Source organism: Kosakonia sp. 1610, assembly GCF_050435845.1.
Taxonomy (GTDB): domain Bacteria; phylum Pseudomonadota; class Gammaproteobacteria; order Enterobacterales; family Enterobacteriaceae; genus Kosakonia; species Kosakonia cowanii.
The window spans coordinates 211,887-225,859 of the sequence record NZ_JBNDKZ010000005.1; the positions used below are offsets into that span (position 1 = coordinate 211,887).

Annotated in this window: 10 protein-coding genes, 1 tRNA gene and 1 pseudogene; 8 read left to right on the plus strand and 4 right to left on the minus strand. The window is 55.2% G+C overall.

The features are described 5' to 3' along the window. Positions 1–41: 41 nt before the first annotated feature. Together ABIC80_RS15780 and ABIC80_RS15785 are read left to right on the plus strand one after the other, a co-directional pair. Positions 42–1,427 (plus strand): nucleobase:cation symporter-2 family protein, encoded by a 1,386-nt coding sequence (locus ABIC80_RS15780; RefSeq protein ID WP_200134853.1) that lies wholly within the window; start codon positions 42–44, stop codon positions 1,425–1,427. Positions 1,428–1,550: 123 nt separating this feature from the next. After that, positions 1,551–3,272 (plus strand): AsmA family protein, encoded by a 1,722-nt coding sequence (locus tag ABIC80_RS15785; protein ID WP_305208450.1) that lies wholly within the window; start codon positions 1,551–1,553, stop codon positions 3,270–3,272. A gap of 275 nt (positions 3,273–3,547) precedes the next feature. Here ABIC80_RS15785 and yicI read toward each other — a convergent pair whose 3' ends face one another. Together yicI and ABIC80_RS15795 are read right to left on the minus strand one after the other, a co-directional pair. Further along, positions 3,548–5,866: an alpha-xylosidase gene (gene yicI / locus ABIC80_RS15790; protein ID WP_429177772.1), complete on the minus strand. Its 2,319-nt coding sequence runs from the start codon at positions 5,864–5,866 to the stop codon at positions 3,548–3,550. 10 nt (positions 5,867–5,876) lie between these two features. Beyond that, on the minus strand, positions 5,877–7,268 hold the full coding sequence (locus ABIC80_RS15795; RefSeq protein ID WP_429177773.1) for a glycoside-pentoside-hexuronide family transporter: 1,392 nt from the start codon (positions 7,266–7,268) through the stop codon (positions 5,877–5,879). A gap of 286 nt (positions 7,269–7,554) precedes the next feature. Here ABIC80_RS15795 and ABIC80_RS15800 point away from each other — a divergent pair. After that, positions 7,555–7,649, plus strand: a tRNA-Sec gene (locus ABIC80_RS15800). Positions 7,650–7,752: 103 nt separating this feature from the next. Here the strand turns inward: ABIC80_RS15800 and ABIC80_RS15805 are convergent. Further along, entirely contained in the window at positions 7,753–7,947 is a 195-nt protein-coding gene (locus ABIC80_RS15805; RefSeq protein ID WP_094193083.1) for a toxin-antitoxin system HicB family antitoxin, read from the minus strand. Positions 7,948–8,081: 134 nt separating this feature from the next. Between ABIC80_RS15805 and ABIC80_RS15810 the strand changes: the two genes are divergently transcribed. The 5 genes and pseudogenes from ABIC80_RS15810 (at position 8,082) to ABIC80_RS15830 (ending at position 13,006) form a co-directional block, all read left to right on the plus strand. Next, entirely contained in the window at positions 8,082–8,381 is a 300-nt protein-coding gene (locus tag ABIC80_RS15810) for a SymE family type I addiction module toxin (RefSeq protein WP_042715025.1), read from the plus strand. A gap of 120 nt (positions 8,382–8,501) precedes the next feature. Further along, positions 8,502–9,151: pseudogene (locus ABIC80_RS15815) on the plus strand (virulence RhuM family protein). A 243-nt stretch (positions 9,152–9,394) separates the two neighbouring features. After that, entirely contained in the window at positions 9,395–9,985 is a 591-nt protein-coding gene (locus ABIC80_RS15820; RefSeq protein ID WP_042715029.1) for a hypothetical protein, read from the plus strand. Positions 9,986–10,236: 251 nt separating this feature from the next. Then, entirely contained in the window at positions 10,237–11,730 is a 1,494-nt protein-coding gene (locus ABIC80_RS15825) for a pyridoxal phosphate-dependent decarboxylase family protein (RefSeq protein ID WP_429177774.1), read from the plus strand. A 217-nt stretch (positions 11,731–11,947) separates the two neighbouring features. Beyond that, positions 11,948–13,006, plus strand: a complete 1,059-nt coding sequence (locus tag ABIC80_RS15830; RefSeq protein WP_429177776.1) for an AbrB family transcriptional regulator — start codon at positions 11,948–11,950, stop codon at positions 13,004–13,006. Between the two features lie 60 nt (positions 13,007–13,066). Here the strand turns inward: ABIC80_RS15830 and ABIC80_RS15835 are convergent, their stop codons facing one another. After that, positions 13,067–13,960: a dihydrodipicolinate synthase family protein gene (locus ABIC80_RS15835; RefSeq protein WP_429177777.1), complete on the minus strand. Its 894-nt coding sequence runs from the start codon at positions 13,958–13,960 to the stop codon at positions 13,067–13,069. Positions 13,961–13,973 lie beyond the last annotated feature (13 nt).

Genomic DNA, 13,973 nt, shown 5'->3' on the forward strand with positions numbered 1-13,973 from the left:
TCCGATAAAATCAGCGCTTTTCCATCAGGGGATAGCTTGAGATGTCCGTAAACACCATCGAGTCGGAAAATGCGCAACCGGTTGCGAAGACTCAACCCAGCGAATTGATCTACCGCCTTGAAGATCGTCCCCCGCTGCCGCAAACGCTGTTTGCGGCGCTGCAACACCTGCTGGCAATGTTCGTTGGCGTGATCACGCCCGCGCTGCTGATCTGCCAGGCGCTGGGTTTACCGGCTCAGGACACTCAACATATTCTCAGCATGTCGCTCTTCGCTTCCGGCGTCGCGTCGCTGATTCAAATTAAAGCCTGGGGCCCGGTCGGCTCCGGGCTGCTCTCAATCCAGGGCACCAGCTTTAACTTCGTGGCACCGCTGATTATGGGCGGTACGGCGTTGAAAACCGGCGGTGCCGATGTGCCGACGATGATGGCGGCGCTGTTTGGCACCTTGATGCTGGCAAGCTGCACCGAGATGGTTATCTCGCGTATTCTGCCGCTGGCGCGCCGCATTATCACCCCGCTGGTTTCCGGCGTGGTGGTGATGATTATCGGCCTGTCGCTGATTCAGGTTGGGCTGACCTCCGTCGGTGGCGGCTTCGCGGCCATGGGTAACCACACTTTCGGCGCGCCGAAAAACCTGCTGCTGGCAGGCGTGGTGCTCGGGCTGATTATCCTGCTTAACCGCCAACGCAACCCCTATCTGCGCATTGCCTCACTGGTGATCGCGATGGCGGTCGGCTATGTGCTGGCGATGTTTATGGGCATGCTGCCGGAGTACAACGCGCCGGAGAGTACCTTTATGGTACCGACGCCGCTCTATTACGGCCTGAGCATTGACTGGAGCTTGCTGCTGCCGCTGATGCTGGTCTTTATGATCACCTCCCTGGAGACCATCGGCGATATCACCGCCACTTCCGACGTCTCTGAACAGCCTGTTACCGGCCCGCTCTACATGAAGCGGCTTAAGGGTGGCGTGCTGGCGAATGGTCTTAACTCCTTTGTCTCTGCGGTGTTCAATACCTTTCCCAACTCCTGCTTTGGCCAGAATAATGGCGTGATCCAGCTGACCGGCGTCGCCAGCCGTTATATCGGCTTCTTTATCGCGGTGATGCTGATGGTGCTCGGCCTCTTCCCGGCGGTGAGCGCTTTTGTGCAGCAGTTACCGGAGCCGGTACTCGGCGGCGCCACGCTGGTGATGTTCGGTACTATCGCCGCCTCCGGCGTGCGCATTGTCTCCCGCGAACCGCTCAACCGCCGCGCGATCCTGATTATCGCGCTGTCGCTGGCGGTGGGTTTAGGCGTGTCGCAGCAGCCGCAGATCCTGCAATTTGCGCCGGACTGGCTGAAAAATCTGCTCTCCTCCGGCATCGCAGCAGGCGGGATCACCGCTATCGTCCTGAACCTCATCTTCCCACCGGAAAAAGAGTAAATTGCCTCGCGCGGCAACAGAGCATCCTCTGCTGCCGCCGCAATTTCCTTTCATCATTCCTTCCTTGAGCATCGCGCGCAATTCGTGCATAACTCCCTTACGGTCACGTGAGGGAGGAAGATGATGAAATTTCTTGGGAAGCTGCTGTTAGCGGTCGTTATTATCCTGTTTGTGCTGCTGCTGGCGGCCTACTTCCTGCTGCAAACCCGCTGGGGCGCGACGCAAGCGAGCCAGTGGATCAGCGACAACAGCGATTATCACCTCACCTTTGACGCCATTGACCACCGCTTCTCTTCCCCTTCTCATCTGGTATTAAAAGGCGTCAGCTTTGGCCGCAAAGGCCAGCCAGCAACGCTGGTGGCGAAAATGGTCGATATCGGCCTCAGCAGCCGACAACTCACCGACCCGCTGCATGCCGACACCATTCTGTTACAGGACGGTACGCTTAACCTCTCCCCAACCGCCGCGCCGCTGCCTTTCCAGGCCGATCGCCTGCAACTGCGCAACATGGCCTTCAACAGCCCGGCAACTGGCTGGGAGTTAAGCGCGCAGCGCGTTACCGGCGGTATCTCACCCTGGCAGCCAGCGGCAGGTAATGTGATCGGCAGTAAAGCACAGTTGCAGATGAGCGCCGGTTCGCTGACGTTAAATGGCGTTCCCGCCAGTAACGTGCTGATTCAGGGCAGTATTGATAAAGATGTGGTGACCTTAACCACTATCGGTGCCGATATGGCGCGCGGCTCGCTCACGGGTGATGCAAAGCGCAGCGCCGATGGCAGCTGGGTGGTGAATAATCTGCGTCTTAACGATATTCGTCTGCAAAGCGATAAGTCGTTGCAGGATTTCTTTGCCCCGCTCACCACCCTACCTTCGCTGAAAATCGGCCGTGTGGAAGTGACCGACGCCACCTTGCAGGGGCCTGAGTGGGCAGTGACCGACCTCGATCTTAGCCTGCGCAACCTGACCTTCAAGAAGGGCGACTGGGAGAGCGAAGAGGGCAAACTGTCGATGAATGCCAGCGAGTTTATCTACGGTTCGCTGCACTTTTTCGACCCGATTCTGAATGCCAGCTTCTCCCCGCAGGGCATTGCGCTGCAGCAATTCACCTCCCGCTGGGAAAACGGCATGGTGCGCACCTCCGGTAACTGGTACCGCACAGGCAAGGCGCTAGTGCTGGACGATGCGGCGTTTGCCGGGCTGGAGTACACGCTGCCGGCGAACTGGAAACAGCTGTGGATGGACGATCTGCCTCCATGGCTGAACAGCCTGGTGCTGAAAAAATTCAGCGCCAGCCGCAACCTGGTGATTGATATCGATCCGACATTCCCGTGGCAGCTCACCGCGCTGGATGGGTATGGCAACAATTTGCAGCTGGTGCGCGAACGGAAATGGGGTGTCTGGAGTGGGAATGCGAAGCTGAACGCTGCCGCAGGCACCTTTAACCGCGTCGATGTGCGCCGCCCGTCGCTGGCACTCAATGCCAATAGCAACACGGTCAATATCACCGAACTTAGCGCCTTCACCGGCCAGGGACTGCTGGAAGCAAGAGCGGTGGTTGCGCAAACCCCGGACCGCAGCGTCAATGTCAGCCTCAACGGGCGCGGCGTGCCGGTCAATGTATTGCAGGCGTGGGGCTGGCCCGCATTGCCGATTGATGGCGAAGGCAATTTGCAGTTAACCGCCAGCGGCCAGGTGCGCGCAGAAGCACCGTTAAAACCCTCCGTCAACGGCGAGTTACAGGCGGTCAACGCGCAAAAACAGCAGATTAAGCAGAGCATGCACGGCGGCACGGTGAGCAGCGCGGGTGCCGTTGCGCCAGCCGCCGCGCCGCAGGCGACGCCGTAAACCCGTGCCGGATGGCGCTGCGCTTATCCGGCCTACGTTTGGCCTTCCCTTTGTAGGCCCGGTAAGCGTTAGCGCCACCGGGCAGCTCCTGCACCATTGCCGGATGGCGCTGCGCTTATCCGGCCTACGTTTGACCTTCCCTTTGTAGGCCCGGTAAGCGTTAGCGCCACCGGGCAGCTCCTGCACCATTGCCGGATGGCGCTGCGCTTATCCGGCCTACTTTTGACTTCCCTTTGTAGGCCCGGTAAGCGTTAGCGTCACCGGGCAATCTGCGTTTAGAGGGTGATAGAAACTTCGGTGCCCTGCGGGGTAATGACCAAACCGGTTTCACTCATGCTCGCCGTCGCACCCTGCAGATGGGTTATCTGCATAATATTGCGCAGGCATAGCGTCCAGTTTTTGCCTTCGCCATCAGCCCGCACGGTAATCACAGCGCCTTCACGTTTGGCTGATAAACGGAAAACGCTCTCGCCGCGGCTATCCGACACCTCACACACAGCTTCGCGCCCATCGTCGAGTTGAAAGAGCTGGAACGCGGTGCCCTGATGCCAGGTGTAATCGGGTCGCTGATCGTTATCGCCCAGCGCCAGTAGCGTATTGTCGCGAACGTAGACCGGCAAGCTCATAAAGCCATGCCGCTGTTTGTGCCAACGGCTACCGTCGAGGAGGTCGTTATGCCACAGGTGCGTCCAGCGCCCTTCCGGCAGGTAAAACTGCACCTCACCCGCTTCGCTGAACACCGGCGCGACCAGCAGGGCGTCGCCGAGCATATACTGGCGGTCAAGGTAATCGCAGGCCGGATCGTCCGGGAAAGCCAGTATCATTGCGCGCATCATCGGCACACCCGATTCGTTTGCTGCTACCGCCTGCCGGTAGAGATAGGGCATCAGGCGGCATTTCAGCTGCGTGAAAAAGCGCACCACATCGCAGGACTCGTCATCGTAAGCCCACGGCACCCGATAGGATTTGCTGCCATGCAGGCGACTGTGGCTGGAGAGTAAGCCGAACGCACACCAGCGCTTATAGACATGCGCAGGCGCGGTATTCTCGAAGCCACCGATATCGTGGCTCCAGAAGCCAAAGCCGGAAAGACCAATGGATAACCCGCCGCGCAGGCTTTCCGCCATCGATTCATAGGTGGCATAGCAGTCGCCGCCCCAGTGCACCGGGAACTGTTGCGCGCCGACGGAGGCCGAGCGGGCAAATAGCACCGCCTCTTGCTCACCCACCCTCTCTTTCAGCACGTTCCACACCAGCTCGTTGTAAATATAGGCGTAGTGGTTATGCATTTTTTGCGGGCAGGCGCCGTTGTGCCACACCACATCCGTTGGGATGCGCTCGCCGAAATCGGTTTTAAAACAGTCGACGCCCATTGCCACCAGCGCGTTAAGCTTATCGGCATACCACTGGCAGGCTTGCGGATTGGTGAAGTCATAAATCGCCAGCCCCGGCTGCCATTTATCCCACTGCCATATCGAGCCGTCCGCCCGTTTCAGCAGATAGCCCTTCTCTTTCAGTTCGCGGAACAGCGGGGATTTTTGTCCGATGTAAGGGTTTATCCAGACGCAGATTTTTAGCCCACGCTCCTTCAGGCGTTTGATCATCCCTGCCGGATCCGGGAAGGTCACCGGGTCCCACTCAAAATCGCACCACTGGAAAGCCTTCATCCAGAAGCAGTCGAAGTGAAAAACATGCAGCGGCAGCTGGCGCTCAGCCATGCCGTCAATAAAACTGTTTACGGTCGCTTCGTCGTAGTTGGTGGTAAAAGAGGTGGTGAGCCACAGGCCGAACGACCACGCCGGTGGCAGCGCCGGGCGGCCAGTGAAGCGGGTGTAGCGGTTTAGCACCGCTTGCGGTGTTGGGCCGTCAATGACGAAGTACTCAAGCGACTCCCCCTCAACGCTGAACTGCACTTTGGAGACTTTCTCCGAACCGATTTCAAACTCCACCGCCTGCGGATGATTGACCAGCACGCCGTAGCCCCGGTTGGTGAGATAGAAGGGAATGTTTTTATAGGCTTGTTCGGTGCTGGTGCCGCCATCGCGGTTCCAGGTTTCCACAGATTGCCCGTTCCGCACCAGCGCCGTGAAGCGCTCGCCCAGGCCATAAACCGTTTCACCGACGCCCAGATCCAGCCGTTCGAAAACGTAATTACGCCCGCTGTTACCATCCTGCACGTAGCCGCTGTTTTTAAGCTGGCTGCCGGTGATGCGCTCGCCGTTGCGCAGAAAATCAATGGCCCACGCTTCGCCTTTCGTCACCCGAACGGCCAGCGCGCCGCTGCGTAGCTCGGCATACGTCTGTGTGTTATCTATCGCGACCGCCACATCTTGCGCAATGTTGAGCGGGAAATGCGGACCTTTCTCCGTGCCGCCCTCAAAGTGCGCGATACGCACCCCGATAATGCCCTCCTGCGGCGAGAAGAAGCGCAGCGTAAAGAGCGGCGTATCCAGTTGCCAGGTGCGCTCGCGCACGTCGCGCGGGGCGGCATACACCACCATCTCACTCCCCTGTAGGTCAACATCAAATACCTGAATCGGATTAATTAATGTCAGGCCGGGCTGGATAAGCCAGTTGCCATCGCTGATCTTCATACGTTGCTCCTTACAGTAACTCTTCCCGGGGTGAGATATTGCCGAACCGCTTCTGGCTACGGTATTCGCCGCGCGCCAGCTGCGCCACAATCGACTCCAGCAGTGGGGTTTTCAGGGTGTAGTAGCGTCTGGCGATAAGGGCGCTGAGCAGATAGCAGGCAGCCGGCACCAGTGTGAATAGCGCGATGATGATGGTGAGCGTCATACTGTTTTGCCGCGGCGCGGCGGCTTCATAGCCACTGCCCGCCAGCGCCCAGCCAATCAGCGCTCCGCCAAGGGCGAAGCCGAGTTTCAGCACAAACAGCGTGCCCGCAAAGCTGATGCCGGTCAGACGCTTGCCGTTGCACCATTCGCCGTAATCGACGGTATCAGACATCATCACCCACTGGATCGGGGTGACCAGTTGGTGCAGCACGCCGATAACAAAGATAAAGGCGAACATGGTGAAGCTGGCCTGAATGGGGATAAAGAACATGGCGATGCTGAGCAGGGTGAGCGCGGCGTTGGTCCACCAGAAGATGGTGACTTTGCACTTCCAGTCGGTGAGCGGTTTCGCCAGCGCGCTGCCAATCAGGTTACCGACGCAGTAGGTTGTGAGGAAAGCAGTAAAGATGGCGGCATCGCCCATGATCCACGTGACGTAATACATCATCGCACCGCCGCGCACGCACACCGCAAGAATGTTCAGGATGGTCAGTATCCCTACGATGCGCCACTGATCGTTTTGCCAGATATCGCGCAGATCTTCGCGCATGGAGGTGGTGGCTGGTGGTGCCTGGATGCGCTCTTTGGTGGTGAAAAAGCAGAATGCCAGCATCATAAATGCGATCACCGATAGCACGGCGATCCCCCCCTGAAAACCGACGACCTTATCCTCTGCGCCAATCAGCGTTACCAGCGGCATCATCAGTACCGTGGAGAGCATGCCCCCTGCGGTAGCCAGCACGAAGCGCCAGGATTGCACAGAGATGCGCTGTTGCGGATCGTTGGTGATGACCCCGCCCAGCGCGCAGTAAGGAATATTCACGACGGTATAAAGCAGGGTGAGTAACGTATAGGTGACAGCGGCATAGAGCATCTTGCCGTTAAGGCTGAGATCCGGCGTGCTGTAAGCGAGCACGCAGACGATACCGAAAGGGAGCGCGCCAAAGATGATCCATGGCCGGAATTTGCCCCAGCGGCTGCGCGTACGGTCCGCGAGCAGCCCCATGCAGGGGTCGGAAACGGCATCCAGCGCACGCGCCAGCAGGAACATGGTGCCGACAAACCCGGCGGGAATGCCGAAAATATCGGTATAGAAGAACATCATGTAGAGCATGACGTTATCAAAGATGATGTGGCTGGCGGCATCGCCCATCCCGTAGCCAATCTTTTCTTTAACAGAAATAGCCTGACTGTCCATTTTTGTTTCCTTAACGCAGCAAAACCATGCCGAATGCGGTGTTAAGGGTTTTAATCGATCGCTTTACGGGCGGAAATTGCGATTTCTGGTTATTAAATTACGTTTATTCTTTTCTGTGATCGCGATTCCTTAACGTATGAAAAAAGCTAACCAATGGAAAAGATAGAGATTTATCTTAAACGGTCAGAGAAAGGGAAAGCAGAACGTGAAAAATTACGGTGAGGGATGTGGTAAATCACTGAAAGTAGGTATAATGCGCCCCGCCTCCATGTAGCAATGCAGGCGCGGAAGATCGTCATCTCCGGTGAGGTGGCTGGACTTCAAATCCAGTTGGGGCCGCCAGCGGTCCCGGGCAGGTTCGACTCCTGTGATCTTCCGCCAAAATTAAGCCTCTAGTTGGCACATCGCTAAATATCACTTCTTATTTCCACCATGCTTTTTGCAGCCTGAGCGCGTATTAAATTAATTCAGCGTCACGCTTGTTTTATTTTTCTTCGGCATCGTTCGCTAATCTTTCCAGTTCTTTTCTTCCTAAAGATTTAAGCCAATTACCTAAACTCATCCCCGCATTTTTTGCAGCTGCGTCAAATTGTTGTTTTAGTTCCGGTGTAATACGCATTTGAAAGGTGGGAGCTTTGCCGCATTTTGATTGATTGGTATCACGTTTGGCTGTAGTCATGTACGTACCTGGAGCATAATCCTTAACCAACAGGTACGTACCTTCAAGGAAAGACGTCCTGATTCTTGAATGCTCTCATCAGGTAATGCCATACCTGACAAGAGCTAACCATCACAACTATCAAGGAGTTGATAATGGCTGATTCGCATTCTACCCCAGCGATCCCGACTACCGGAACTGAGCGCAGCGTAATTGTGCGTTACCGCCCAAATGGTGGCGATAAAAGCATCCCCAGCATTACTCTTTCAGGCGCGTGGCTTCGCGATGCCGGGTTTGATACAGGACAGCATTTAACTGTTAAAGCAATGAATGGTTGTATCGTGCTGGTGAAATACAGTGAAAGAGAGGAGTTTTTATTAGCCGAAGCGAAAAAGAGCAGCAGTGAGCTGAAGGAAATTAAGAGCATGATAAAAACGGCCTGCAAAGACTCCTGACCAGTTTAATATCCCTTCCAGGTGTATTAACAAGTAGCGGTTGCACTAATGAAATGCAGTGTACCTCTCTGGCATACTGCATCAACCACTCTCACTTCATATGCGTAGCGCGGAGACGACATGACTGATAAACACCTCCCCCCATCCCCCGCAGGCGAGTTCATTATGTTCGCCAGCGGAGACGGGAAAATGCGTATTGAATGCCGCTTTGAAAGCGATACGCTGTGGCTTCCGCAGGCTGCAATTGCCTCACTTTATCAAGTGACGTCGCAAGCTATTACTCAACATATTAAAGCTATTTATGGAGAGAGCGAGCTTGAACAAAATGTAACCTGTAAGTCTTACTTACAGGTTCGACAAGAAGGAACACGGCAAGTAAGTCGTAACACGCTTCACTACAGCTTGCCTATCATTATTGCCGTGGGCTACCGCGTCCGCTCTGTCCGCGGCACACAATTCCGCCAGTGGGCGGCGTAAACCCTGCAAAAGTATCTGGCCAAAGGGTTTGTAATTGATGAAATCAGGCTCAAGAACCCGCCGCTCAGTTCATACGCTTAGCTGATAGTTAATATCTGGCTGGATTTTGCTGAAGATCAGGCTCGCCGTCGTAAGCAGATTTTCCTCCGGACTGGCAAAAGAAGCTGGATCAATTTCTGCAATTTAATCATTGTGAGGATTTACGCGACGCAGGCAGGATAAGTAAAAAAAGCGGTTCAAAAACGCTAGCTGAATATTTATTTTTCACCGAGCTACAGCGCCATTTAAAATAAGCAGTAAGTTAAAAATCGATAAACGCATCACTAAACTCCACTTAATTTTACCCTCTAAATAAAACAACAACTCATCAATAATTATTTCTACCAATAGCAACATGCAGCCGTAAATTTATTTTCGGATGTTTCGTCACCCTCGCATTTATTAATCATGATATCTTTTTGCGCCATACCACCCCTAGAATTAATAAGACGCATTAATAAAGCATTTATATCAATCCAACCAACCGAGGGAAAATAATGAATGTAAGGGATGCTACCTTTTCTGATATCGAGCTCATATGCGACCTGCTGGCCGAAGCATTTTATGACGATGTGCTTATTGAATCAGCCTTTCCGGCACCGGAAAGACGAAGAGAGGCATTGCGCAGCTTCTTCAGGATCTATGCCGAAGTCGCGCTACGCAAAGGCGGCGTTATTATTGATGAAAATAATGTCGGCGCGCTAATGTATTTTCATTATGACTCAGAAAATATTACCGATGAGATCCTGTTCAAGCAGTTACGAGATGAGTATAGTGCTGATTACGCCACCATGGCCTATTTAATGCACAAGCTGAGCGCTTATCATCCAACAACTCCACACTTCTATATTTTCGTGCTTGCTATTCCTGGCCAGGATCGCGGCATGGACGTTATCAACGCGTTGATGTACCGTTTAATCCATTTACAGGATCAAGCAGGCGTGCCTTGCTATGCCGAATGTACGGCTGCGCGTGTGCAACGTCTTGCTGGGCGGCTTGGCTTCAAACCCGCAGATTTCAAACTCTGCGTCGACGGTTTCCCTGAGCTCTACCCTATCTTAAGAGAACCGCAAAAAGCGCTCATTTAATACCACTCCACGCGCAAAGGATTGTGATGAACACTATTAATAAAGATCCAAACAGACGAGCTAAGAAATATCAGGAAGTAGCAAGCTCACTATTCCCTTCAGCCTTTTCTGATAACCATGATGCTCTCTCTGAAAACATGACGCGTATTTCAGAGCATATAAACCGATTGCGTCCGGAGAATAATGGCCCGGCGTGGTTAGGTAATAGCGGTAAGCTTGACGTTGATTATAAAAGTGTCAGGGTTGCCGAAATGGCCGATAATTTACGCCAGTGCGAGGATGTTATTAACGAGACGGCAGCACTTTTTCACGGTATGCCGAACTGGGGCCATCCCTTAGCGATGTGCAATACCATCCCGCAGGGAAATACGGCTTCGGTTATTGCAGGCATGATCGCGCAGGTCTTCTCCCCTAATATTGTGTCGGGAGAGTACTCCTGGAACGTTCAACGCGCGGAACTGGAAAGCGCCGGGATGGTAGCAAACTTAATTGGCTGGGATGCGCAACGGGCTGGCGGTCTTTATACCTACGGCGGCTCCGGCTGCTGGACCTACCACCTCAAATATGCCCTGTCGCGCGTGCTGCCTGGCTCCAGACGCGAAGGCGTTCGCACTAATGCGAAAGTCCTCTGTTCCCAGCAGGCGCACTTCACCATGCTGAACAGCACCGACTGGACCGGTCTCGGGACGGATAACATTATCTGCATCAAAACCGATCCGAAGACCAACGCCATGGATCTAAAAGATCTGGAAGCGGTGCTGATTGCGCTACGGATGCAAAATATCCCGGTTGCGTCAGTGGTCTGTACGATGGGAACAACCGATGCTAACGCCTTCGATCCGGTGGCGGATGTGCGCCGCTTACTGGATCGCTATCGCAACGCCGCGCCATATGGCAAGGCGCTGCTCTACTGCGATGCGGTGACCAGCTGGTCATGGCTGGCCTTCCAGAAATATGACTTTGCCGCTAACCCGCTGCAGTTTACCGAAGCGCTACTGCCGATGATGAAGAGCAACGCCCGCGAACTGGAGAAGATGAAATACGCGGATGCCATTGGGATTGATTTCCATAAAGCGGGCTTTTCGCCCTACACCAGCAGCTTCTTTGCTTATCGCGATGCTGGCGAGTTTGAAGCGCTGTTGCAGCGTCCTGGCTCGGCTTATTTGCAGTCCCGCACGGATTACAACCCTTATCACTACACGCTTGAAGTTTCGCGCGCGGCAACTGGCGCGGTCGCGGGCTGGGCGACGATGAAATACTTTGGCTATGAGGGTTTCCAGGCGTGTCTGGGCTCGATCCTGGAAAATCATCTGGTGATGCGTAATCTGCTGCAAGCAGAGCCATCTACGGTATGCGTCAATCCGCAGGATAATGGCATGGTCACCCTGCTGCGCATCTATCCGCAGGGAGTGAATGCCCAGCAGCAGTATCAACGTGAGCTGACCGACCCCGCGTATAAACCGCAGCTGTCGGCACATAATCAGTTAACGCTAGCGATTGGCAATAAACTCTATGAATGGTTCCGCGCAGGTAAGCAGATCAACGGGATGCATACGCCCTATATGAGCTTTACCACCGGTTTCTGCGTCACCGAGTACAACCGCGATGCGGCCGATCCGGAGGCCAAAGTGTTCGCCCTGAAAATCTACATTATGAATATGCACCTGACGCCGGAGCTGATGAAGCACGTGCTGGATTGCATTATGGCGGCACGTGATGAGGTCGTTGGGCAGGAATTCCAGTAATAAAAGATCTCTTTATTTTGTCGCCAGTAGTAATGCAGGGTGTAAATAATGTTTGATTTACACCCTTTTTATCTAAAAAGAGTCTCAGGTTTGCAGTCCACAGAGAGAGCGCTTACATTCCAATAATCTGATTTGCTCTTCAATTTATTGATTGCGGGAAGCGTATGTCATCCAGCCTATTTATTCATATTGCGGCGACACAAAAGGATTGCCGTTAATGACCACGTTAACGCCCATATGGCGTAACTGGTTGCAGCTTATTACGCTCTCATTATTGTTGGTGGTGGTAATGGAGTGGCTCCATCTTCCCGCCGCCCTGCTGCTTGGCCCGATGTTCGCGGGCATTTTTCTCGCCATCAACGGCCGCCCGGTCACCATTAATAAACAGGGGTTTAGCGCCGCGCAGGCGGTGGTTGGCGCGATGATTGCGCACGCTATTCCGCCGTCGGTGTTTGGTCGTATCGCCGCCGACTGGCCGCTGTTTGTGGTCTGTATTTTCTCCGTAATTTTCGCCAGCGCCATTCTCGGCTGGATAATGGCGAAACTGCAGGTTTTTCCCGGCTCGACTGCTATCTGGGGCTCATCGCCCGGCGCGGCGGCGGCGATGACAATCATGGCAGAGAGTTTTGGCGCCGATGTGCGGCTGGTGGCGTTTATGCAATATCTGCGGGTGATGGTGGTGGCGCTGGTCGCGGTGCTGGTCACCCGCCTCGGCATGGGGGCAGAGAGCGCCGAGCATGCGGTGGCAACCTTTACGCTATTCGCCCCGCTGCGCGCGTGGCCGTTTATCGCAACGTTAATGCTGATTGCCGTTGGCTTTCTGATTGCCCGACACGTGAAGATGCCCTCCGGGCCGTTACTGATTACGCTCGCGTTGGGGATTATCGTCGAGGATAGCGGCTTACTGACGCTTGAGCTGCCGCCGTGGCTGCTGGCGCTCTCTTACGCGCTTATCGGCTGGAGTATTGGCCTGCGCTTTACGCGCGAGATTGTGCGCTACGCCGCCCGCGCCCTGCCCCGCGTGCTGCTGTCGGTATTGACGCTGGTGACGATCTGCTGCGGTTTCGCCTTCCTGCTGGTGAAATTTGCCGGCATCGATCCGCTTACCGCCTACCTCGCCACCAGCCCCGGCGGGGCCGATACGGTGGCAATTATCGCCTCATCCAGCCATGTTGATATCGCCTTTGTGATGGCGATGCAGACCGGACGCTTTATTGTGGTGCTGATTACCGGCCCGGCGATCTCAAGGTTTGTGGCGAAGCGGCTAAATCGTTAGCGTAGGCGCTTCGCCGCTTTTGTAGGCCGGATAAGGCGCAGCCGCCATCCGGCAATCCTCTCACACTGTTAATCGCAGCTGCTCAATAACCTGGGCAATCTCGCGCCGTGCGTCGCCTTGCAGCGTCTGTAAAGGCGTGGGTAAACACGGTGCTTTCACCACGCCAAGCAGCTCTGCCGCAGTGGCGATGACGCGCAGGCTGCCGCCATAGCGTTTAAACAGATCCCACAGTGGCTGGAGCGCGGCGGTATGCTGGCGCGCCTGTGCGATATCGCCCGCCATCGCCGCGCGGGAAATAGCCAGTGCCGCCTGCGGGAAAAGCCCGCCGAACACCGAATACCAGACGCTGCACCCGGCATTCAGCGCTTCAACCGCCGTGCCGTCGCCGCTGATGCCGAGGCGGATCTCCGCCGGGATTTGCGCGCGCAGCGCACTCACCCGCTCCGGGGCAAGCTCCGCGGCAAGAGGCGGGATTTTGATAGAGCCAATATTCGGCAACTGGGCGATACGGGCAAGCAGCTCGTCGCTGAAGTTAAAGTGCGTGGCGTTAGGGTTGTTATAGATACAGAGCGGCACCGACAGTTCGCGGGTGACGGTGGCAAACAGATCGAAGACTTCATCTTCCGTTAACGGATGATAAGAGACCGGTGCCAGCAGCACGGCGCTGACGCCCGCTTTCTGCGCATCCTCCGCCAGCCAGAGCACATCGCGCGTGCGCAGCGCGCCAATCCCGGCGATCACCGGCACTGCGCCGGAATACTCCGTTGCCAGACGCAGGACGCTCGCGCGCTCGCTGCGGCTAAAGTAGGGATAACATCCCGTAGAACCGAGCGCGCCGATGGAGTCGACGCCAGCAGCGCGCAGTTTTTCAATAATGCTGATATAGGCCGCCTCATCCAGGCGGTCATCGAGAAGCGGCGTCAGCGCAAAAGCGCTTAATCCTGTGAAGTCCATTCTTGTTCCCTCA